Source organism: Pseudomonas sp. PDM18 (assembly GCF_014852585.1).
GTDB lineage: Bacteria > Pseudomonadota > Gammaproteobacteria > Pseudomonadales > Pseudomonadaceae > Pseudomonas.
The window spans coordinates 17,453-41,097 of record NZ_JACVBX010000006.1; the positions used below are offsets into that span (position 1 = coordinate 17,453).

Annotated in this window: 15 protein-coding genes; 11 read left to right on the forward strand and 4 right to left on the reverse strand. The window is 66.4% G+C overall.

What is annotated here, in order from left to right; genetic code table 11:
- Positions 1-347 precede the first annotated feature (347 nt).
- The 10 genes from glgA (at position 348) to IB274_RS13960 (ending at position 15,005) form a co-directional block, all read left to right on the forward strand.
- Entirely contained in the window at positions 348-1,877 is a 1,530-nt protein-coding gene (glgA, locus tag IB274_RS13915) for a glycogen synthase GlgA (RefSeq protein ID WP_192432524.1), read from the forward strand.
- Entirely contained in the window at positions 1,874-3,646 is a 1,773-nt protein-coding gene (gene treZ / locus IB274_RS13920) for a malto-oligosyltrehalose trehalohydrolase (protein WP_192432525.1), read from the forward strand. Before glgA ends, treZ begins: the two co-directional genes overlap by 4 nt.
- Complete coding sequence (gene malQ / locus IB274_RS13925) at positions 3,646-5,700, forward strand: 4-alpha-glucanotransferase (protein WP_192432526.1); 2,055 nt, start codon at positions 3,646-3,648, stop codon at positions 5,698-5,700. The genes treZ and malQ overlap by 1 nt, the downstream gene beginning before the upstream one ends.
- Positions 5,693-8,419, forward strand: coding sequence for a malto-oligosyltrehalose synthase (gene treY, locus IB274_RS13930; RefSeq protein WP_192432527.1), 2,727 nt, complete (start codon positions 5,693-5,695; stop codon positions 8,417-8,419). The genes malQ and treY overlap by 8 nt, the downstream gene beginning before the upstream one ends.
- Positions 8,416-8,868: a DUF2934 domain-containing protein gene (locus tag IB274_RS13935; RefSeq protein WP_192432528.1), complete on the forward strand. Its 453-nt coding sequence runs from the start codon at positions 8,416-8,418 to the stop codon at positions 8,866-8,868. Before treY ends, IB274_RS13935 begins: the two co-directional genes overlap by 4 nt.
- A 15-nt stretch (positions 8,869-8,883) precedes the next feature.
- Positions 8,884-11,010, forward strand: a complete 2,127-nt coding sequence (glgX, locus tag IB274_RS13940) for a glycogen debranching protein GlgX (RefSeq protein WP_192432529.1) — start codon at positions 8,884-8,886, stop codon at positions 11,008-11,010.
- 140 nt (positions 11,011-11,150) lie between these two features.
- Complete coding sequence (locus tag IB274_RS13945; protein WP_192432530.1) at positions 11,151-12,068, forward strand: DUF72 domain-containing protein; 918 nt, start codon at positions 11,151-11,153, stop codon at positions 12,066-12,068.
- Entirely contained in the window at positions 12,065-12,847 is a 783-nt protein-coding gene (locus IB274_RS13950) for an endonuclease/exonuclease/phosphatase family protein (protein ID WP_192432531.1), read from the forward strand. The genes IB274_RS13945 and IB274_RS13950 overlap by 4 nt, the downstream gene beginning before the upstream one ends.
- Positions 12,844-14,043 (forward strand): cardiolipin synthase ClsB, encoded by a 1,200-nt coding sequence (gene clsB, locus IB274_RS13955; RefSeq protein ID WP_192432532.1) that lies wholly within the window; start codon positions 12,844-12,846, stop codon positions 14,041-14,043. Before IB274_RS13950 ends, clsB begins: the two co-directional genes overlap by 4 nt.
- A complete protein-coding gene (locus IB274_RS13960; RefSeq protein WP_192432533.1) occupies positions 14,040-15,005 on the forward strand; it encodes a lysylphosphatidylglycerol synthase domain-containing protein in 966 nt (321 codons plus the stop codon). Before clsB ends, IB274_RS13960 begins: the two co-directional genes overlap by 4 nt.
- Positions 15,006-15,036: 31 nt before the next feature.
- On the opposite strand, the gene IB274_RS13965 is transcribed toward IB274_RS13960, so the two are convergent.
- The gene (locus tag IB274_RS13965) at positions 15,037-15,360 is read right to left on the reverse strand and encodes a winged helix-turn-helix transcriptional regulator (RefSeq protein WP_192432534.1); all 324 of its coding nucleotides are present in this window, start codon (positions 15,358-15,360) and stop codon (positions 15,037-15,039) included.
- A 108-nt stretch (positions 15,361-15,468) separates the two neighbouring features.
- Here IB274_RS13965 and gstA point away from each other — a divergent pair, with 108 nt between their 5' ends.
- Positions 15,469-16,086 (forward strand): glutathione transferase GstA, encoded by a 618-nt coding sequence (gene gstA, locus IB274_RS13970; RefSeq protein ID WP_192432535.1) that lies wholly within the window; start codon positions 15,469-15,471, stop codon positions 16,084-16,086.
- A gap of 43 nt (positions 16,087-16,129) precedes the next feature.
- On the opposite strand, the gene glgB is transcribed toward gstA, so the two are convergent.
- The 3 genes from glgB to IB274_RS13985 are packed head-to-tail and all read right to left on the reverse strand — an operon-like array spanning position 16,130 to position 23,644.
- A complete protein-coding gene (glgB, locus tag IB274_RS13975; RefSeq protein ID WP_192432536.1) occupies positions 16,130-18,307 on the reverse strand; it encodes a 1,4-alpha-glucan branching protein GlgB in 2,178 nt (725 codons plus the stop codon).
- Entirely contained in the window at positions 18,304-21,642 is a 3,339-nt protein-coding gene (gene treS / locus IB274_RS13980; protein WP_192432537.1) for a maltose alpha-D-glucosyltransferase, read from the reverse strand. The genes glgB and treS overlap by 4 nt, the downstream gene beginning before the upstream one ends.
- A 19-nt stretch (positions 21,643-21,661) precedes the next feature.
- A complete protein-coding gene (locus IB274_RS13985; protein WP_192432538.1) occupies positions 21,662-23,644 on the reverse strand; it encodes an alpha-1,4-glucan--maltose-1-phosphate maltosyltransferase in 1,983 nt (660 codons plus the stop codon).
- Position 23,645: the final 1 nt, after the last annotated feature.

A 23,645-nucleotide genomic window follows, 5' to 3' on the forward strand; every position in this document is an offset into this window, starting at 1 on the left:
CGGAGGCTCATCGTGCATTCTGCTGGTTGCACAACGCCATACAAGTCTCTGAATTACCTTTCCGTTCAATAAGTTACGACCAGGCCAAAGGCTGGTACGGACCCTGCTTGCAGCTATGCCTGTCGGCCGCAGAGTTTTCGGCCGCATCTTCTGCCCCTGCCTGATGCCCCTCGAACCGAGCGGCTCCCGCGCTAACCGGGATGTCGCCACGGCGGTAGCGCGCGTCGGCGGAAATTCGAAACTTCGTCCGTCGGGAGGCGGTCCCCCGCAGGACAGGGCAAACGCCACGGAGAACCACGGGGCTGACAGGAAACGCCAGCCCCCTTGACGAACAAGAGGAGTCAACAATGCGCAACCAGCTGGCCGATGTGCGCCTGGAAGAAGCCACAGTCAATCTCTCCCCTATCCCTTCGGCCGATGGTACGCCGCCGCAACAGCGCAAACGGATACTCTTCGCCACTTCCGAATTCAGCGACTTCGTCAAGGCCGGCGGTCTGGGCGACGTCTCTGCAGCGCTACCCCGAGCACTGCTGGCCGACCACGATATCCGTGTGCTGATCCCCGGCTATCCGCAGGTCCTCAAGGGAGCGATCGCCTGCAAGGTTGTTGGCCGCCTGCCGGGCCTCGCTGCACTGCCGGCCTGTGACATCGGTGAGCTGAAGCTGGCCGATGGGCTGGTGGTCTACGCGGTGATCTGCCCCGAACTCTACGACCGCCCCGGCACGCCCTACGTCGACCAGAACGGCCACGAATGGGCTGACAACCACATCCGCTTCGCCCGCCTGAGCCTGGCCGCCGCCGACATTGCAGCCGGCATGAGCGAACTGGCCTGGTACCCGGACCTGCTCCATGTGAACGACTGGCCCACCGCGCTGGCCCCTGCCTACATGGCCTGGCGCGGTCAGGCCACACCCAGCGTGCTGACCATTCACAATCTTGGCTACCAGGGTTCTTGCCCGCTGGGTTGCTGCGCCGAGCTGGGCCTGCCGGACTCCGCCGGTTCGCCAGGCAGCATGGAGTTCTACGGCAAGCTGTCATTCCTCAAGGCCGGCATCAGCCATGCCAGTCACATCACCACAGTGAGCGAAACCTACGCCCGCGAGATCACCAGTGAGAAGCTCGGCTGCGGCATGCACGGCGTTCTCGCCCTGCGCCGTGACCGCGGCCAGCTCAGCGGCATCACCCACGGCATCGACGCCGGCTGGGACCCGCTGACCGACCCGCATCTGGTCGAAGGTTTCGATTCGTCGCGTCTGGCCGGCAAGCGCCGCAACGCCGAGTACGTGGAGAAGCAGTTCGGCCTCCTGCCCGGTCGTGGTCCGCTGTTCGCTGTGGTCTCGCGGCTGGTGCACCAGAAAGGCATCGACCTGACCCTGGCCATCGCCGACGAGATGGTTGCCGCCGGCGGCCGGCTGGTCTCCATCGGTTGCGGCGAGCCCGAGCTGGAACAGGCCATGCGCGAGCTGGCCGAACGCTATCCCGGCAGGGTCGGCGTGCAGGTCGGCTTCGACGAGACCACAGCACGGCGCATCTACGCCGCCAGCGACTTCCTGCTCATGCCCTCACGCTACGAGCCTTGCGGCCTCAGCCAGATGTACGCCCAGCGCTTCGGATCGCTGCCCATCGCCCGGCACACCGGCGGGCTGGCCGACACCATCGTCGACGGCGTGACCGGCTTGCTGTTCCGCGACGAGACGCCGGCCAGCTACTTCGACGCCGTACGCCGCGCGCTGAACATCTACCGCTATCCGGAACTGCTGCACGCCATGCGCTGCAAGGCGATGGAGTCGCCACTGCCCTGGGACGAAGCCGTTCGTCCCTACACAGCTCTCTATCAGCGCCTGTTGCAGCGGGTGCCAGCGCAGGCCGTACGATGACGTTGCAGCTAGATCGGCGACATGGCGCGCAGGTCATGCCCGACGGCAGGGTGCGCTTCTCGCTGTGGGCGCCCGATGCGCAGCGGGTGGAAGTGGAACTGGGCGGCGGCAAACGCCACGGCCTGGAAGAGCTCGCCGACGGCTGGTTCAGCGCCGAAGTCCCAGCCATCGTCGGGCAAACCTACCGCTACCGCATCGACCATGAGCTGCTCGTGGCCGACCCGGCCTCGCGGGACCAGGCCGGGGGCGTCGAAGGCGAAAGCCGAGTGGTCGATCCCGACACCTATCGCTGGCTCTACCCGAACTGGCGCGGGCGGCCCTGGCATGAAGCGGTGATCTACGAAGTCCATGTCGGGTTGTTCGACGGCTTCTCCGCCCTCCAGGGCCGGCTGGAAGAACTGGCCGCGCTGGGTATCACCGCCATCGAACTGATGCCGCTCAACGCCTTCCCTGGCCGGCGCAACTGGGGCTATGACGGCGTACTGCCCTATGCGCCGTCCTGTGCCTATGGCGACCCTGACACCCTGCGCCGGCTCATCGACAGCGCCCACGGCCTGGGCCTGATGGTGTTCATCGACGTGGTCTATAACCACTTCGGCCCGCAGGGCAATTACCTCGGCCAGTACGCCAGCGCCTTCTTTCGCGCCGACCAGCAGACACCCTGGGGCCCGGCGATCGACTTCCGTCACCCGGCGGTGCGCGAGTTCTTCATCGGCAACGCCGAGATGTGGGTGCGCGAGTACCGGGTAGACGGTTTGCGCATCGACGCCGTACACGCCATCTCCGACAGGGACTTCCTCCACCAACTGGCCGGCCGCGCCCGACAGGCGGCCGATGGCCGCAAACTGCACCTGATCCTGGAAAACGAGAACAACGAGGCGAGCCTGCTGCAGGCCGACGCTCCTGGCGACGGTGCCGGTTTCGACGCCCAGTGGAATGACGACCTGCACCACTGCCTGCATGTACTGCTCACCGGGGAGAGCGAGGCGTACTACGTCGACTACTCGCATCGGCCAATCGAGCAGTTGTGCCGCTGCCTGCGCGAGGGCTTCGCCTTCCAGGGCGAGACCGACTATCGCGGTATCGCCCGCGGCGAACCCAGCGGCCAGCTGGCTCCGCAGGCATTCGTGGCCTTCCTGCAGAACCACGATCAGGTCGGCAACCGCGCCATGGGCGAGCGCCTGACCACCCTCGCCCACAGCGACCGCCTGCGCGCGGCCAGCGCACTGGTGTTGCTCAGCCCCATGGTGCCGATGCTGTTCATGGGCGAGGAATGGGGCGAGCGGCAACCCTTCCTGTTCTTCACCGATTATCAGGGCGAATTGGCGCGGGCCGTTACCGAAGGCCGACGCGAAGAGTTCCGACGCTTCAGCAAATTCTCCTCGCCAGGCGCTGCCGCCTGGATTCCCGATCCCAACGACTACCAGACTTTCGTGGCCTCCCGCCCTCGCCCCGAGCAGGGTGACGACGCCTGGCGCGCGCACTGCAGCGAGCTGCTGCAGCTGCGCCGGCGCTGGCTGATACCCCAACTGCCCGGCAGCCGCGCGCTGGACGCGCAACCGCTGGGCGAGCGCGCGCTGAGCGCGAAGTGGCGGCTGGGCGACGGCAGCCTGTGGCGCATAGACCTCAACCTTGGCGCGGATGACATTGCGGTCGAGCCGCCGGCGGAAGCCGCCCAGGTGCTGTACTGCTTTGGCCAGAGCGCGGCGCACTACCGCCACGGCTGGCTGGGCGCAGCGGCGTTGGTCGCCAGCGTGGAGATGCCCTGATGAGCGACGCGCAACTCGAGCGCCTGGCCAGCGAAGCGGGCCTGGCCATCGACTGGATGGATGCTGACAACCGCCCACAACGGCTGACCGCCGAGGTGCAGCGCTCTGTGCTGGAAGCGCTGGGCTTCCCGGCGCAGAGCCCGGAGCAGATTCGCCAGAGTCTGGAGGAGTTGGAACGCCGGCGTACCGAGGTACCACCGCTGATCACCGCCGACCTCGGCCAGGCGGTCAGCGTGCCGGTCACGCCAGGCACCCGCTACAAGCTGTTCAACGAGGACGACAGTGACCACAGCGACGGGCATGTCGATGAGAACGGTCAGATTCCGGCACTCGAAGCCAGTGGCTACTACCCGCTACATCTGGGCCCCCACGAGCTGATCCTGGCTGTCGCACCGCCGCGCTGCCCCTCGGTGGCGCAGTATTGCGGCGGCCGCCAGCATGTCTGGGGCTTGTCGGCCCAACTCTACTCGCTGCGCCGCGAGCAGGACGGCGGCGCCGGCGACATCGCCGCCCTGGCCCAACTGGTGAGTGCGGCTGCCGCGCAAGGCGCCGACGCCATTGCCATCAGCCCGCTGCACGCCATGTGCCTCGCGTCTCGGGACATCTACAGCCCCTACTCACCGTCCAGTCGCCTGTTGTTCAACGAACTCTATGCCGCGCCGGGCCTGGTACTGGGCGACGAACCGGTACGCCAGGCAGTGGCCGCCGCCGGGCTGGAGGCCGAACTGGCGCGCCTGCAAGCCCTGGCGCTGGTCGACTGGCTGGGCGTCGCCCACCTGCGTGATCGCCTCTTGGCGCAGCTTTACGAACAGTTCCGGCACGAACCCGGCGAACTGCACGAAGACTTCCTCGCCTTCCGCAACCTCGGCGGCGCCGAGTTGCTGCAGCACTGTTGCTTCCAGGTCCTGCAACTGCGCCGCGCAGAAGCTGGCGAAGGGCTCGACTGGCGCTCCTGGCCCGAGCCATACCGTAACGCCCGCAGCGTCGAGCTGGGCCATTTCATGGTCGACGAGGAGCTGGCGATCAGTCAGCAGGCCTTCGGCCAGTGGCTGATCGCCCGTGGCCTGCAGCAGGTACAGCGCGACGCAAAGGCCGCCGGCATGGGCATCGGGCTGATCGCCGACCTCGCCGTCGGCGCCGAGCCTTCCGGCAGCCAGGCCTGGATGCGCCAGGACGAACTACTCACCGGCGTCAGCGTCGGCTGTCCGCCGGACATCCTTAACCGCGCCGGCCAGAACTGGGGAATCTGCGCCTTCTCCCCCGACGGCCTGCGCCGTCAGGGCTTCCGCGCCTTCATCGAGATGCTGCGGGCCAACCTGCGCTACGTCGGCGGCCTGCGCATCGACCACATCCTCGGCCTGCGCCGGCTCTGGGTGATCCCTGCCGGCGCAGAGGCGCAGGACGGTGCGTATCTCGATTACCCCATCCAGGACCTGCTGCGGCTGATCTGCCTGGAAGCCGAGCGCGCACGCGCTGTGATCATCGGCGAAGACCTCGGCACCGTGCCGCCGGGGCTGCGCGAGACGCTGGCCGAGCGCGGCATTCTCGGCATGCGCGTACTGCTGTTCGAGCAACAGCACGACCATTTCATCCCGCCTGCACAGTGGCCGGACAATGCCCTCGCCACCAGCACTACCCATGACTTGCCGACGCTGGAAGGCTGGCAGAAGGGCCGCGATATCGACTGGCGCGAACAGCTCGGCCAGCGCACCCGCGAGACCGCTGCCGAAGAGCGCAACACCCGCCAGCATGAGAGTTTTGCGCTGCGCCGGGCGCTGTGCGAAAACGGCATTACCCCCGACCCGGTGTTGGATGGCGCCATCGAATTCCTCGGCGTAACGCCTGCACCGCTGGTCCTGCTGCCGCTGGAAGACGCCCTGGCCTGCATCGAGCAGCCAAACCTGCCGGGGCCTGGAGACAGCCACCCGAACTGGCGGCGGCGTTTCGCGCGCAATGCTGGCCAGATGCTCGACGACCCTCAGGTGCGCGCACGCCTGGAGCGCCTGAAGCGCGCCCGTGGCACTACCGGCGACGGAGGGCGCGAGCATGACTGAAATCCGCGCCACCCTGCGCCTGCAGTTCAACCGCGATTTCACCCTGGATGACGCCCTGCCCTGGCTGGACTACTTCGCCCGACTCGGCATCAGCCACCTATATGCTTCGCCCCTGCTGGCCGCACAGCCGGGCTCTACCCACGGCTACGACTCGGTAGACCCGACCCGCATCAGCGACGAGTTGGGCGGGGAGCCCGCGCTGCGTCGCCTGGTGGCCGGTCTGCGGCGCAATGACATGGGCCTGATTGTCGATACCGTGGCTAACCACATGCGCATCGGCGACGCCAATCCCTGGTGGCAGGACGTTCTTGAATGGGGCCTGGACAGCCCCTACGCGCACTTCTTCGATATCCGCTGGCACAGCGACGATCCATTGCTGGACCAGCAGGTCCTCTTGCCCTGCCTGGGCGAGGATTACATCGACGAGGTGAGCTCAGGGCGCATCCGGCTGGACTACGACCTCGCCAGCGCCCGCTTCCTGCTGCGCTACGGCGACCAGCACTTCCCGGTCTGCCCATCCAGCTACGGGATGATCCTCTGTCACACCGAGTGCCCCGAGCTGCTGGCTCTCGCGCCGCGTTTCGTCGAGCTGCACCACCACCCGCTGGGTCGTCATCTGGCACAGGCGCTTTGCCGGGAGGCCGCGGTGCCACTGAGCGATGCGGGCCTCCTGGAATCCCTGCTGACCTCCTACCGCGATGACTGGCACAGCCTGCACCGGTTGATCGAGCAGCAGCACTACCGCCTGGCCAACTGGCGGGTGGCTGCGGACGACATCAACTGGCGGCGCTTCTTCGACATCAACGAACTGGTGGGCCTGCGCGCGGAGCACCCGGACGTCTTCCAGGCCAGCCACGCCTACCTGCTGCAGCTGATGCACGAAGGGTTGATCGACGGCCTGCGCATCGATCATGTGGACGGCCTCGCTGACCCACGCGGCTACTGCCGGCGACTGTGGCGCGCCACCGATGGTGCACCGGTCTATGTGGAAAAGATTCTCGGCCCCGGCGAATCATTGCCGGCGGACTGGAAGGTGGAAGGCACCACCGGCTACGACTTCATGAACCAGGTCTCGCAGCTGTTGCACGACGCCAGTGGCGAGCCGCAACTGCGCCATCTGTGGCTGGAAGTCAGCGGCCGCCAGGACGGCTTCGCCGAGGAAGTCCGCCAGGCGCGCAAGCACGTGCTGGGCTCGCTGTTCGCAGGCGACGTCGAGGGGCTGGCGCAACAGCTCTGGCAAATCGCCCGCTTCGCCCTGGCCAGCCGCGACATCCCGCTGGGCTCCATCCGCCGCGCGCTGTTCCAGTTGCTTGCCGCCTTCCCCGTCTATCGCACCTACGCCGGCGCGCTCGGCCGCTCCGAGCAGGACGAACATTTCTTCAGCCAGGCCCTGGAGCAGGCCCAGCAGCACCTGGAGCCCAGCGACCAGCGCACACTCGGCTGGCTCGATCGCATGCTCGGCGGCGAAGCGCTGCGCACCCAGCCGCCGGGGCCGATGCGCCAGCTGCGCAAGCTGGCGCTGGACCGCTTCCAACAGCTCACCCCGCCGATTGCCGCCAAGTCCCTGGAGGACACGGCCTGCTATCGCTCGGCAGCGGCTCTGGGGCGCAACGATGTCGGTTTCGATCCGCAGACTCTGGGCGTCAACGTGGACGCCTTCCACCTCGCCTGCCTGCAACGCCTTCGCGAATTCCCCCACGCGATGCTCGCCACCGCGACCCACGACCACAAGCGCGGCGAGGACTGCCGGGCGCGCCTGGCGGTGCTCAGCGAGCGCGCCGAGTGGTTCGCCGAGCGTGCCTGGAGCTGGTGGAAGCTCGCCGCGCCGCTGCGCCAGCACATCGCCCGTGGCCCGGCGCCCAGCGGCGGCGACGAGCTGATGCTCTACCAGACGCTGCTGGGCAGTTGGCCGCTGGAGCTGGCCGCCGATGACGGCGATGGCCTGCGCGCGTACTGCGAGCGCATCGAGCAGTGGCAGCGCAAGGCGATCCGCGAGGCCAAGCTGGACAGCGACTGGAGCGCGCCCAATGAAGCCTACGAGAGCGCTTGCGCGCGGTTCCTCGGCGGTATCCTGCTGGAGGACGCCGGTGCAGTGCTGCGCCAGTCCATCGCCGAAGCGGCGCGCAGTCTGATGCCTGCAGGCGCACTCAACGGCCTGGCGCAGAGCGTGCTGCGCAACACTACGCCTGGCGTGCCCGACCTCTACCAGGGCTGCGAATTCTGGGACTTCAGCCTGGTGGACCCGGACAACCGGCGCCCCCCTGACTTCGCCGCCCGCGAAGCCGCGCTGGACGCCCCGCCAGACTGGCCGGCGCTGCTGCGTGACTGGCGCAGTGGAGAGATCAAGCAAGCGCTGCTCGCCCACGCCCTCGGGCTGCGCAAGCGCTGGCCGGCGCTGTTCTCAGCCGGTGACTACCTGCCGCTGGAAGTACGCGGCAAGCACGCGGCGCAGGTCGTCGCTTTCGTCCGCAGCCATTCTGGTCAGCATCTGCTGGTGGTGGTGCCACGCTGCGCCGCCGCCCTTCTCGGCGATTCGCCACTGCCGCAGGTCCCGCCCGGACACTGGGCGGACACGCGCCTGCACCTGCCCTCGTCCCTGGCCGCCATCCGCTGGAACGGACTGGCCGGCCCGGTCGAACCGCACAACGGGGAACCGCGCCTGACCGAGCTGCTCGGTGCGGTCCCGGTCAACCTGCTCATATCCGGAGGTGAACTATGAAGGTCAACGAGGCAAGAGTCCGCGAACTGGCCTACCAGATCTGGGAGTCCGAGGGGCGCCCGGACGGCCAGCAGGACCGCCACTGGCGCATGGCCCATAGCCTGGCCGAAGCCGAATCGGTCAACCATGGCGAGCCGGACGAGTCACTGAAGCAGCGCTTCGAAGGTGACGAGGAGCCGGAAAAGCCCGCCCTGCTGCAAGAGCCGCCGCGGCGCAAGGGGCGCCTGCCCAAGGCGAATCCGGAAGTGCCGAATCAGGACACAGGCGAAACCGTCGCGCCCACGCCCAGCCCCGCCGAACGCAAGTCGCCGGCCAAGACCAGGCCCACCAAGAGCGCGCCGACCGTGACGCCCACGGCGAAACGCAAACCAAAGTCCAGCCCGGCCGAGGCAGCGGTTCCCAGTGAGCCCGCGCCACCCAGGACACGCACGAAGCAAAAAAACATCTGACCCCAGGAGCCCGCCATGAACCGACGACCACAGTCCCGCGTTACCGAAGGTCGACCCTTTCCCCTGGGCGCCACCTGGGACGGCCTGGGCGTCAATTTCGCGCTGTTTTCCGCCCACGCCACCCGCGTCGAACTGTGCCTGTTCGACGCCCAGGGCAAGCGCGAGGTCGAGCGCATCGAGCTGCCCGAGTACAGCGACGAAATCTGGCACGGCTACCTGCCCGACGCCCATCCGGGGCAGATCTACGGCTACCGAGTGTACGGCCCCTACGAGCCCGACGCCGGGCATCGCTTCAACCCCAACAAGCTGCTGATCGACCCCTATGCGCGGCAGCTGGTGGGTGAGTTGACGTGGTCGGAAGCGCTGTTCGGCTACACCATCGGCTCGGCGGATGCTGATCTCAGCTTCGACGAGCGTGACAGCGCGGCCTTCGTGCCCAAGTGCAAGGTCATAGACCCCGCGTTTACCTGGGGCGAGCAGCAGCCGGTGCGAGTGCCCTGGGACGAGACCGTCATTTACGAGGCGCACCTGCGCGGTCTGAGCATGCGCCACCCGGCCGTGCCCGAGCGCCTGCGCGGCACCTGTGCCGGGCTGATGAACAGCGAGCTGCTGCAGCACCTGCGACAGCTGGGCATCACCAGCCTGGAACTGCTGCCGGTGCACGGTTTCCTCGACGACAAGCACCTGCTGGAAAAGGGCATGAGCAACTACTGGGGCTACAACAGCATCGCCTTCTTCGCGCCCCAGGCCCGTTATCTCGCCAGCGGCCATATCAACGAGTTCAAGGAAATGGTCGCGCACCTGCACGCCGCCGGCATCGAGCTGATCCTCGACGTGGTCTACAACCACACCGCTGAAGGCAACGAGCTGGGCCCGACGCTGTGCATGCGCGGCATCGACAATGTCTCCTACTACCGCCTGAAGGCCGACAACCGCCGCTACTACGTCAACGATTCGGGTACCGGCAACACCCTCGACCTGAGCCACCCGTGCGTGCTGCAGATGGTGACCGACTCGCTGCGCTACTGGGCGACGGAGATGCGCGTGGACGGCTTCCGCTTCGACCTGGCCTCCATCCTAGGCCGCTACGCCGACGGCTTCGACGAGCGCCACAGCTTCCTCGTCGCCTGCCGCCAGGACCCGGTGCTCAGCCACCGCAAGCTGATCGCCGAGCCCTGGGACTGTGGCCCGGGCGGCTACCAGGTGGGCGGCTTCCCGCCTGGCTGGGTCGAGTGGAATGACCGCTTCCGCGACACCGTGCGCAGCTTCTGGCGCGGCGACGAAGGCCAGTTGCCGGACCTCGCACGGCGCCTCACTGCCTCGGGCGACCTCTACGACCAGCGCGGCCGGCGGCCCTACGCCTCGGTGAACTTCATCACCGCCCATGACGGCTTCACCCTGCGCGACGTGGTCACCTACAACGACAAGCACAACCAGGCCAATGGTGAAGACAATCGCGACGGTAGCGACGACAACCGCTCCTGGAACCACGGCGTCGAAGGCCCGACCGACGATGAAGACATCCGCCGGCTGCGCCTGCAGCAGATGCGCAACCTCATGGCCACGCTGCTGCTCTCCCAGGGCACGCCAATGCTGCTGGCCGGCGATGAGTTCAGCCGCACCCAGCAGGGCAACAACAATGTCTACTGCCAGGACAACGAACTGGGCTGGGTGGACTGGAACCTCGACGACGAAGGCCGCGAACTGCTGGCCTTTACCCGCCGGCTGATCCGCCTGCGCCAGGCTTACCCGATCCTGCGCCGCGGGCGCTTCCTGGTGGGTGAATACAACGAGGAACTGGGCGTACGCGACGTCACCTGGCTCGCACCCGAAGGCGAAGAAATGACCGAGGACCGCTGGCACGACCCACAACGGCGCAGCCTGGGCATGCTCATGGACGGTCGCGCACAACCCACCGGCATCCGCCGCAGCGGGGGCGATGCCACGTTGCTCCTGCTGGTGAATGCCGGGCACGAGGGGCTCGACTTCATCCTTCCGGAAACCGCACAGGGCCGCGACTGGCAGTACCTGCTCGACAGCGCCGAGCCGGCGGATCATGAGCACAGCTGGGAATTCGGCGCCGCCTACCCGCTCGGGGCACGCTCGCTGGCGCTGTTCACCCTGCGCCGTAGCGAGGACTGACCGCAGGGCAATCCCTCTGAACGCTACCGGGCCCGGTTGGGTCGGAACCTTCAGGCGCCCGGAAAACAGCCACTGAACAAGGAGAATCCAATGAGCCCTGCCGATACCCGCCCCAGCCTCCCACAATCGGCCAACTGATCATGAAGGCTTTGCACATCGGCATCTCCGGCTGGCGCTATGTTCCCTGGCGCGGCGACTTCTACCCCGAAGGACTCCGCCAGAAGGATGAACTGCGCTATGCCTCCCGCGCGTTCAACAGTATCGAGCTCAATGGTTCGTTCTATTCGCTGCAAAAGCCCGAACGCTATCGTCATTGGGCCCAGGACACCCCGGACGGTTTCGTCTTCAGCGTCAAGGGGCCGCGCTACATCACCCATATCAAGCGCCTGCGCGACGCAGAAGAAGGCATGGCCAATTTCTTCGCCTCCGGCCCGCTGGAGCTGGGCGACAAGCTGGGCGTCTTTCTCTGGCAACTGCCGCCGAGCCTGAAGTACGACGAGGAAGTCGTGGAAACCTTTCTCGCTCTCCTACCCCGCACCTCTGAAGCGGCGCTGAAACTGGCAAAGAACTCGGCCACACGACGGCCGGAACACTGGCCCGGGTCGCTGGCCAGGCGCCCCCTGCGCCACGCCATGGAAGTTCGCCATGAGAGCTTCGCCTGCGCGCAATTCGCCCAGCAACTACGCCGCCACGGCGTTGCGCTGGTCTTCGCCGACGCGCCCCGCAAGTGGCCCTACGGCGAAGACCTCACCGCCAGGGACTTCGTCTACCTGCGCCTGCACGGTGACAAGGAACTCTACGCCAGCGGCTATGGCGATCCCGCGCTCAAACGCTGGAAAGAGCGCGTAAGCCGCTGGCGGCTCGGACTGCAACCCGCCGACGCGAAGCTGTTCGACAAATCGACCCGGGGCGACCGCCGCACCCGCGAGGTCTTCTGTTACTTCGACAACGACGTGAAGGTCCGCGCGCCCTACGACGCCAGCAAGCTCATGGCACTGCTAGACCTGACGCTGATGGATCGCCAGGAACCGGGCAAACCCGCAGGGGACTGGACATGAGCCTGGCCGAGCCCGGCCCACGAGGCCTCGCCCAGGCGCAGGCAGAGACCCTGCTGCGGGTACTTACAGTGAACACCCACAAGGGCTTCAATGCCTTCAATCGGCGCTTCATCCTTCACGAGTTACGCGATGCGGTGCGCGCCACCTCGGCGGACCTGGTGTTCCTCCAGGAAGTCCATGGCGAACACCAACTGCATGCCCAGCGCAATGCCAACTGGCCGCAATCACCGCAGTACGAATTCCTCGCCGACAGCATGTGGCCGGCCTTCGCCTACGGACGCAACGCCGTCTACCCCGAAGGCCATCACGGCAACGCCCTGCTTTCGCGCCTGCCGATTCGTCGTTGGGACAATCGCGACGTTTCAGTGGCCGGCACCGAAGAACGCGGCCTGCTCCACGCGCAGATCGACTTGCCAGGCGAGCGCGTGCTGCACGCGGTCTGCGTGCATCTGGGCCTGCACGAATCGCAGCGGCAGCAGCAGCTCCAACTGCTGTGCGCCCTGGTTGGCGAACTGCCGGCCAGCGACCCGGTAGTGGTCGCCGGGGACTTCAACGACTGGCGCTGCAAAGCCACCGGCCTCCTGTCCGGCTGCGGGTTGCGCCCAGCGTTCGCCGAAAGCGGCGGCGAACCGCGCAGCTTCCCCGCGCGCTGGCCGCTGCTGCGGCTTGACCGCATCTACGTGCGCCACCTCAAGGTGACCCTGAGCGAAGTGCTCAATCGCAAGCCCTGGCCACACCTTTCCGATCACCTTCCATTGCTCGCCGAGGTATCGCTATGAACGAGGTATGGCGCGACGGCAATTGCGTGGAGCTGCTGATCAACGGCGAAGACTTCTTTCCCAGCGTGTTCCGCGCTATCGAGGGCGCGCAGCGCGAGGTTCTGCTGGAGACCTTCATCCTGCGCGACGACAAGGTGGGGCGCGGGCTGCGCCAGGCGCTGATCGACGCCGCCAATCGCGGCGTCCGCGTGGAGGTAATCGCCGACGGTTACGGCACGCCGGACCTGGGTGCGAGCTTTATTGGTGGCCTGCTGGATGCCGGCGTGCGCCTGCATCTGTTCGACCCGCAGCCACGGCTTCTGGGCATGCGCACCAACCTGTTCCGCCGGCTGCACCGCAAGCATGTGGTGGTAGACGGCGCGGTCGCCTTCGTCGGCGGCATCAACTACTGCGCTGACCATCTGGCCGACTTCGGCACCATGGCCAAGCAGGATTATGCGGTGAGGATCGAAGGCCCCAGCGTGGAAGACATACGCCACGCCTGCCTGGAACTGCTCAGCCAGTACGGCGACATGCCGGCCGCTGACGCCGTGCACCCCGGCAGGCCGGCAGGCCCTTGTCGGACCTGCCTGGCAATCCGCGACAACCTCTACCGCCGCACCGAGATCGAACAGCACTACCTGCGCGCCATCGGCCAGGCGAGGGAACGACTGCTGATCGCCAATGCCTACTTCTTTCCCGGCTATCGCCTGCTGCGTGCCCTGCGCGATGCGGCCGGGCGCGGGGTAAAGGTGCAACTGATCCTCCAGGGCCTGCCGGACATGCCGCTGGTTCGGTTATGCAGCAAGCTGCTCTACGACACTCTGCTGCGCGACGGCGTGGAAATCTACGAGTACTGCGAGCGCCCGCTGCACGGCAAGGTCGCGGTGGCCGACCGGCGCTGGGCTACGGTGGGTTCGAGCAACCTCGATCCACTGAGCTTGTCGCTGAACCTGGAAGGCAACCTGATGATCGAGGATCAGGCCTTTGCCAGCGGCCTGGACGCGCATCTGCAGCGCCTCGCCGGCGACAGCTGCCGCCGCGTCACCCGTCAGTACGCGCGCCGCGGCTACTGGTGGCGGGCACCGCTGATATTCCTCAGCTTCCACTTCCTGCGTCACTTCCCGGCCATCGCCGGGCAACTTCCGGCACATCGGCAGACTCTCCATCCCGCCAGCATCGACGATGAGACAGGCCATTCGCAGGTGCAGCCATGAACCGCAAGCGTTTCTGGAAGCTGGCCAATCGTGCCTTCAACATCTTGCTGCTGATCGCTTTGCCGGTGCTGTTGTTCCTGCTGCTGCGCGCTACTGACTGGGACGAGGTGTTCCGGCTGTTGCGTGAGTACAGGCTCAGCACCTTGGCGCTGGGCATGCTGATCGCCGTTTGCAGCTACGGCATCTTCAGCAGCTTCGATGTGCTCAGCCGTTTCTACATCGGCCACCCGTTGCCGGTGCGGCGCGTATTGACCGTGGCTTTCGTGTGCAATGCCTTCAACCTCAACCTCAGCTCCTGGGTGGGTGCCATCGCCCTGCGCTACCGCCTCTATGGACGACTGGGGATGAGTACGGGAGACATCACGCGCATCCTTACCTTCAGCCTGATCACCAACTGGTACGGATACCTGCTGCTGGCCGGAGCGCTATTCGTCTCCGGTTTTCCCAACCTGCCGGACAACTGGTCGCTGGGGCAGAACGGCCTGCGCGCCATCGGCGTATTGCTGCTGGTGCTCGGCGCCGCCTACCTGCTGGCCTGCCGCTTCGCCCGCCGCCGCGCATGGGGCTGGAAACGCTACCGGCTGAACCTTCCGACGTGGCGCCTGGCGACGCTGCAAGGCCTTGCCGGGGCGAGCAACTGGTCGATGATGGCCTTGCTGATCTACAGCCTGCTGCCCGCCTCGGCCAGTTACCCGGAAGTACTGGCGACCCTGATGATCAGCAGCATCGCCGGCGTCGTGCTGCACGTTCCGGCGGGGCTGGGGGTGATCGAGACGGTATTCATCACGGTGTTGCGGGACCATTTTTCCCGCGGTGAACTGGTGGCCGCACTGATAGGCTACCGGGTGCTGTACTTCCTGATCCCGCTGCTGCTCGCCTGCCTGGTCTACCTGTGGCTGGAGCGGCACGCGAAGAAGCTCAAGCGCCGCGCGCAGCGGCGGGAAGCGGCGCGGGTTTCGTGACAGCAACGATGCCGACGGATCTGCTACGGCTCTAGACTTCAGGGCGGGCCTTGAGCCAGAGGCCGAAGGTCTTCACCACGTCCACCACTGGCCGCAAACGGTCACCGTCAGCGCTCAGGCAGTACTCCACACGCGGCGGAACCTCGGGGTACACGGTGCGAATTACCAGCCCCGCGTCCTCCAGCGCTCGCAGTTCGGCGGTCAGCACCCGCTGGGAAATCTCCGGCATATCGCGGCGCAACTCGTTGAAGCGCTTGCTGCCTTCGAGCAGGTACGACACCAACAACAGCCGCCAGCGCCCGCCGATCACCCGCATGGCTTCCTCGACCGAGCAACCCGAAACGTTCTTCTTCATCTTTGCTTTCCGGTAACCTTTTTGTGCCCAGCGCACCAAAAAGTGCGTTCTTACGCGCCGCATCGGAGTCGGGAATACTGGCCGCCCATTTCCGACCAGGCCCACCCGATGAAGCTCTACTTCGCTCCCAACGCTTGCTCCCTCGCTCCGCACATCGTCCTGCGCGAGCTTGGCCTGCCATTCTCGCTGGTGCGAGTGAACAACCTGACCAAGCGCACTGCCGATGGCGGCGACTTCTACCGGATCAACCCGAAAGGCTATGTCGCAGCACTGGAGCTGGAAGACGGCACGGTGCTGACCGAAGGCGCGGCGATTCTACAATACCTCGCCGACCTGCAGCCCGAGGCAGGCCTCGCGCCCCTCAACGGCAGCCTGGCGCGCACGCAGCTGCAAGCCCAGCTGAATTTCATCGGCAGCGAGTTGCATGCGGGGATGAGCCCGCTGTTCAGCAGCGAGATTCCGGAAGAGGTGAAGGCTTTGCTGCGTAGCAAGTTGGCGAAGCGGCTGGCCTACATGGAGCGGGTACTGGGCGAGAACGGCCATTGCTTCGGCGAAGGTTTCAGCATAGCCGATGCCTACCTGTTCACCGTGCTGGGCTGGGCGGAGCACCTGAAGGTAGACCTCTCGCCCTTTCCTGCCATCCGCCGCTTCCGCGATGCAACCGGAGCACGCCCAGCAGTCATCGCAGCACTTCGAACCGAAGCCGAATCAGCAGCCGTGGCGTGACTCCTCGAACGGGCCGCGTCGCTGATCGCCGGCGCGGCCCCTCCTACAGGTCGATGGCGGCTCCCGCCGGGCGCAGGATCAGGCAGCCCAGCGGCGGCAGGTCCAGCGCCAGGGACTGCGCCTGCCCATGAGACTCATGCGGGTCGCTCTCCAGCACCCCGCGACTGCCGGCGCCGGAGCCACCGAAGTTGTCGGCATCGCTGTTGAGCAGCACCTGCCAGTGCCCCGCCAGCGGCACGCCAATGCGGTAGTGCGGGCGCGGCACCGGGGTGAAGTTGTGTGCCACCAGCAGCGGAGCGCCGTCGCCGGCTAGCCGCAGCCAGGCGTAGACGCTGTTGCGCATGTCGTCACCGATCAGCCAGTGGAAGCCCTCGGCGCGGTCGTCGAAGGCGTGTAGCGCGGGCTCCTCGCGCAATAGCCGGTTCAGCTCGCGTACCAGCGCCTGGGCGCCGAAGTGCTCGGCGTAGCGCAGCAGGTACCAGTCCAGCTGGCCGTCGTGGTCCCACTCGCGCCACTGGCCGAACTCGCAGCCCATGAACAGCAGTTTCTTGCCCGGATGGGTCCACATCATCGAGAGGAACAGCCGCAGGTTGGCGAACTGCTGCCAGCGGTCCCCCGGCATCTTGCCCAGCAGCGAGCCCTTGCCGTGCACCACCTCGTCGTGGGAAATGGGCAGGATGAAGTGCTCGGAAAAGGCGTAGAGCAGCCCGAAGGTCAGTTTGCTGTGGTGATAACGGCGGTTGACCGGGTCCTCGCGAATGTACGAAAGGCTGTCGTGCATCCAGCCCATGTTCCATTTGTAGGCGAAGCCCAGCCCGCCCTCCTCCGTGGGCCGGCTGACGCCTGGCCAGGCGGTGGATTCCTCGGCGATCACCAGCGCGCCCGGCGCCTCGGTGTGCACCACGGCGTTGAGGTGGGTGAGGAATTCGATGGCCTCGAGGTTTTCCCGCCCGCCGTGGCGGTTGGGTATCCACTCGCCGTCCTTGCGCGAATAATCGCGGTAAAGCATCGAGGCCACCGCATCCACCCGTAGCCCGTCGATGTGGTATTCGCGCAGCCAGTGCAGCGCGGAGGCCAGCATAAAGCCATGCACTTCATTGCGGCCGAGGTTGTAGATGTAGGTATCCCAGTCCTGGTGGAAGCCCTCGAACGGATGCGCGTACTCGTAAAGCGCGGTGCCGTCGAAGTGCGCCAGGCCGTGGGCATCGGTGGGGAAATGCGCCGGCACCCAGTCCAGGATCACGCCGATCCCAGCCTGATGGCAGCGATCGACGAAACGGGCGAAATCCTCCGGGCTACCGTAGCGCGCGGTAGGCGCGAACAGCGACAGCGGCTGGTAGCCCCAGGAGCCACCGAAGGGGTGCTCCATGATCGGCATCAGCTCGATATGGGTGAAGCCCAGGTCGCTGACATAGGGGATCAACCGGTCGGCCAGTTCGTCCCAGCTTGGCGCGCGGTTTTCCACCCACTGCCAGGAGCCGGCGTGCAGCTCGTAGATCGACAGCGCCCGGTCGAATCCCTGGCGCTCGCCACGCTGTAGCATCCATTGGTCGTCCTGCCAGGCGTAAGGCGTCGGATCCGGCACCCGCGAGCCAGTGGCCGGCGGCATCTCGGTGGCCAGCGCCATGGGGTCGGCCTTGAGCGGCAGCAGCCCTTCCTGACCCAGCAGTTCGTACTTGTAGACTTCGCCCGGCCGCAGGCGTGGGATGAACAACTCCCAGACCCCGGCCGGGTAGCGCAGGCGCATCACGTGCCGGCGGCCGTCCCAACCGTTGAAGTCGCCCACCACCGACACCCGTCGGGCGTTGGGCGCCCACACCGCGAAACGCACACCCGGCACGCCCTCGTGCTCGATCACCTGCGCGCCGAAGCACTTGCCGAGCTGGCGATGATTGCCCTCGGCGAACAGGTAGAGGTCCAGCTCGCTGAGGGACGGGCCGAAGGCGTATGGGTCTTCGGTGACCTGCTCATGCTCCGGCCAGTGGATACGCAGGCGGTAAGGTGTCTTCTGCGGCAGACGCGCGACGAACAGCCCGCTGGCATCCAGCGCTTCCATGGCGACGAGGAACTGGTCCTGCGGCGACAGCAGCTCCACCGCCAGCGCGCCGGGCAGCCACGCACGCACCAGCTCGCCGTCTTCATCCTGATGCGGGCCGAGGAAGGCGAAGGGATCGGCGTGGTCTGCACGCTGCAGATGGTCCAGGTCGTGGTGCGGGGTCATGTACGTCCTCCAATCAGGTGTCGCGCCAATTCAAAGAGTCCCTGCAGCGGTACTTCCAGCCAGTCGGGACGGTGACCGGCTTCGTAGAGCACTTCGTAGGCAGCCTTCTCCAGGCTGAACAGGGCCAGCGCCGCTCCCTCACCTTCGCGGCCGTGCCATTCGTGGGGCAGGTCGACTGCGGCCGCGCGGTAGGCCTCGAGGAAAGCGTCCCGAGCTTCGCGTCGGTAGCGCAGTGCCAGCTCGGCGCGGGCCGCTTGGACTTCGGCCGGCGCCTCGGTGCCCTGGGCGCTGCGCAGGGCCATCGCGGCGGCGTAGTCGAAGGAACGCAGGACGCCAGTCACGTCCTTGAGCGGACTGTGGCGTCGGCGGCGCTCGGCCAGCGGACGGTTCGGCTCGCCTTCGAAATCGATGAGGAAGGCGTCGCCCTGCACCACCAGCACCTGCCCCAGGTGCAAGTCTCCGTGAACGCGGATCATCACCCCGCCCTCCGCCAGCCGCGCGAGATTGCCCACGGCCTGCAGGAGTTCGCGGCGTTTCTCAAGCAGCCAGTCGACCATCACGCCGCCGCGTTCATCCAGATGGGCTCGCGCTCCCTGCAGTGCATCCAACGCCTGCTCGATCTGCGCGCTGATGCTGCTGGTCCACACCGCGCTGTCGGCGGCGGCGCTGCGATGCAGGCCGAATTCGGGCTCATCGCTGGCCTCGGCCAGCAACTGGTGCATCTCGCCCAAGCGCTGACCGAGCCGGCCAGCGAACAGGCGCAGCTCTTCCATTACATCGAATTCAGGCTCGGGGGCGTCCGCTCCTGGCAACAGGCCATCGCGCATGGCGCGTTCCAGCTGGTTCAGCGTCCAGCTCCAGGCATCGCCCTGGTTGCTCAGGTAGCCCTGCAGCAGCATCAGGGTGTGCGGCTCGCCGCGGGCGTCGATGCGGCGTACCTCGCCCAGCAATGGTGCGATGTTGGCGAAGCCGCGACGGCTCAGGTAACCGCCCATTTCTGCTTCCGGATGCACGCCAGGGAAGACCCGGCGCAGTAGCTTGAGCAGCAATTTGCTGCCAATCAGCGCCGAGCTGTTGGACTGGTCGACGCTGAGTACACGGATCTCCGCGTCGTCGTCGATCTCGCTGTACTGCAGCAAGCCGGGCTGCGGAAGGAACTGCAGCTCCCCGGCCGGGCCCTGCATGGTCGCAGTCTCGCGCAGCAGACGCAGCACGAGGCGGCTGAACGCCGGCAAGGCGAAAGCGTCGGTGAGCAGGCCGACCTTGCGCCCACGACGCAGCCGCGCCAGCGCCAACTGCCGAGGCAGGTCGTTACCCGCGCTGCCCTTCTCCGGCACGGCGGCCAGGGGCAGTTGGTAATGCTCTGCTCCCTCCGCCCCGTTGACCTCCACTTCCGCCAGCATCGGCGCAGCATCTGCGTCACCCAATGGCATGGAGTAGAGAAGACGCGCGCTGCCCGCCTCCAGGCGGCCCCGGGAGAACCAGCGGCGCTTGGGCAGGTAACGCGGCAGCGAATCGCTCTCCAAAAGATCCCGCGGTGCGCCGTTCATGATTTCACTCAGGCGCTGGGCAAGCACCAGCGTCGGCAGCTCGGGCATACGCTCCACCGGCTGCACATGCCACGCGGGCATCTGTTGGCTGTCCGCCAGGTAGAACCAGTAGAAGCCGTAGGGCGGCAGGGTCAGCAGATAAGTCATCCGGCCAATGGGCGGGAAGGACGCGCCGCCCAGCATTTCCACCGGCACGCGACCGTCGAAGGCCGACAGGTCCAGCTCCACCGCCTGGGCGGCGTTGGACAGGTTGGCGACGCAGAGGATGGTGTCTTCGCTCGCCCCCTCGCCGTTCTCCGTCCTGTACTGTCGCAGGTAGGCGAGGATGCGCCGGTTGGGCGGCGACAGCATGCTGATGCTGCCGCGCCCGAAGGCTTTCTGCTGCTTGCGCACGCCGAGCATGCGGCGCATCCAGTTGAGCAGCGAATGCGCATCGCGCGCCTGGGCCTCGACGTTGACGCTCTGGTAGCCGTAGAGCGAATCGAGGATCGGCGGCAGCACCAGGCTGGCCGGGTCCGCGCGGGAGAAACCGCCATTGCGGTCTGCCGACCATTGCATGGGCGTGCGCACGCCGTCGCGGTCGCCGAGATAGATGTTGTCGCCCATGCCGATCTCGTCGCCGTAGTACAGGGTCGGCGTGCCGGGCATGGACAGCAGCAGACTGTTGAGCAGTTCGATGCGTCGACGGTCGCGCTCCACCAACGGTGCAAGACGCCGGCGAATGCCCAGGTTGATGCGCGCGCGGCGGTCTGCGGCGTAGTAGTTCCAGAGGTAGTCGCGCTCGTCGTCGGTGACCATCTCCAGCGTCAGTTCATCGTGGTTGCGCAGGAAGATCGCCCACTGGCAATTGTCAGGGATGGCCGGGGTCTGGCGCAGGATGTCGCTGATCGGGAAGCGGTCTTCCTGGGCGATGGCCATGTACATGCGCGGCATCAGCGGGAAATGGAAGGCCATGTGGCATTCGTCGCCGGGGCCGCCGTCCGTCCCTCCAAAGTATGGGCGGGTATCTTCCGGCCACTGGTTGGCCTCGGCCAGCAGCATGCGGTCCGGGTAATGGGCGTCCAGCTCGGCGCGGATTCGCTTGAGCACCACGTGGGTCTCGGGGAGGTTCTCGTTGTTGGTCCCGTCGCGCTCTATCAGGTAGGGAATAGCGTCCAGCCGCAGGCCGTCGACGCCCATGTCCAGCCAGTAGCGCATCACCCCGAGCACCGCGCGCAGCACCTGCGGGTTGTCGAAGTTCAGGTCCGGCTGATGCGAATAGAAGCGGTGCCAGAAGTACTGCCCGGCGACCGGGTCCCACGTCCAATTGGACTGCTCGGAGTCGATGAAGATGATCCGCGTCTGGTCGTACTTGCTGTCGTCGTCGGACCACACGTACCAGTTGCGCGCCTGCGAACCTTTCTTCGCCCGCCGTGCGCGCTGGAACCAAGGATGCTGGTCGGAGGTGTGGTTGATGACCAGCTCGGTTATCACCCGCAGGCCGCGCTCATGCGCCGCATCGATGAAGCGGCGGGCGTCGGCGAGGGTGCCGTAGTCCGGGTGCACGCCCTTGTACATGGCGATGTCATAGCCATCGTCGCGCCGTGGCGAGGGGTAGAACGGCAGCAGCCAGAGGGTGTTCACCCCCAGCTCGGCGATGTAGTCGAGCTTCTCGATCAGCCCGCGGAAGTCGCCGATACCGTCGTTATTGGCGTCGAAGAAGGACTTGACATGAAGCTGGTAGATGATCGCGTCCTTGTACCAGAGCGGATCATCGAGAAAGGGACGGGTCTTGCGCTTGGCCATGGTCGCAATCCTTCAGATTTCAGGTCTCGGGGTGCAGGCGCCAGATGCCGAACGGCAGGTGCCAGGGCTCGATGCGCATCCACTGGCGTTTGCCGTGCCACGTCCAGCGATGGCCGTTCATCAAGTCCTCGCCGCCCATGGGCGCGTCATCGGGCAGTCCGAATTCCCAGAGCGGCAGCTCGAAGTCGGCTTCCTGGGCGTTGTCCGGGTCGAGGCTGACCGCCACCAGGATGAAGTTGGACAGGTCGGCCGTGCGCTTGCCGAACAGCAGGATGTTGTCGTTGAACGCGCAATAGGCCTGGAATCCGAGGTGGCTGTGCAGCGCCGGATTCTCGCGGCGGATGCGGTTGAGCCGAGTAATTTCGCCGACGATATTGCCGGGGGCGTGGTAGTCGCGCTGGCGCAGCTGGTACTTCTCGGAATCGAAGTACTCCTCCTTGCCCGGCACCGGGTCCGCCTCGCACAGTTCGAAGCCCGAGTACATGCCCCACAGCCCCGAGGCCATGGTCGCCAGCGCTGCGCGTATGAGGAAACCGGCGCGCCCGGAGCGCTGCAGGAAGAATGGGTTGATGTCCGGCGTGTTGACGAAGAAGTTCGGCCGGTAGCAGTCGCGCAGTGGCGGCTGGTTCAGCTCGCTGAAATACTCCTCCAGCTCCTGCTTGGTGTTACGCCAGGTGAAGTAAGTGTAGCCCTGGCTGAAGCCGACCTTGCCCAGCCGCGCCATCATTGCCGGGCGGGTGAAGGCTTCGGCGAGGAAGATCACCTGCGGGTGCTCGCGGCGTACTTCGGCGATCAGCCATTCCCAGAACGGCAGCGGCTTGGTGTGCGGGTTGTCGACGCGGAACAGAGTGACGCCCTGCTCCACCCAGCCCAGCACCACCTGTAGCAGCGCCATCCACAGGTCGGGCACGGCGTCCGGCGCGTAGAAGTCGACATTGACGATGTCCTCGTACTTCTTCGGCGGGTTTTCCGCGTGACGGATGGTCCCGTCGGCGCGCCAGCTGAACCAGCCGGGATGCTCGCGCAGCCAGGGATGATCCGGCGAGCACTGGATGGCGAAGTCCAGGGCGACCTCCAGGCCGTGTTCGCGGGCGGCGTCCACCAATTCACGGAAGTCTTCCAGAGTGCCCAACTGCGGGTGCACAGCTTCGTGACCGCCCTCCTCGCTGCCGATGGCATAGGGGCTGCCGGGATCATCCGGGCCGGCCTGCAGGCTATTGTTACGCCCCTTGCGGTGCTGGCGGCCGATGGGATGGATCGGCGGAAAGTAGAGGACATCGAAGCCCATGGCGGCGATATCCGGCAGGCGGCGGTGAACGTCGGCGAAGGTACCGTGCTGGCCGGGCACGCTGCTTTCCGAGCGAGGGAACAGCTCGTACCAACTGGCGAACTCGGCCAGCGGACGCTCCACATCCAGCTCGAAGGTCAGGCTGCGCGTCAGATACGGGCGGTGTTCCGCTCGCTGCATTACTTCCAGGGTACGCGGCGCCATGAGCAGGCCGAAGCGCGCCTCGCGCCCTTCGCTGCCCTGCAGTTCGCGGACGATCTGCGCAAGCTCTGCTTCGCAGTCCTCCGGCGCGGTCTGCAGCACGTTCTGCAGTAACTCGATGCCCTCGCGGAACTCCAGGTCTACCACTTGCCCAGCGGCGTACTTCTTCTCCAGTTCATAGCGATAGCTCGCGTAGCTGTCGATCCAGGCCAGCACGATGAACTCAGCACGGCCGACCTGGTTCGGGGTGATGTGCGCTTCCCAGTGGTCATTGCCCAGCGGCAGCAATGGCGTTTTCTGCCAAGGCTGGCCCTTGCCTTCGCGCCAGGCGACTTCGGCACCGAGCTTGTCGTGACCATCACTGAAAATGCGCGCATGGATGCGCGAGAAGCGGTGGCAGATGGCCTTAGCGGCAAAGCGACCACTTTCCAGACGTGGCTGCACATCCTCGATAACGATGCGCGCCTCATTGGCGGCGGCTTCGGCCCGGCTGGCCGGATTCTCCAGTTCCATC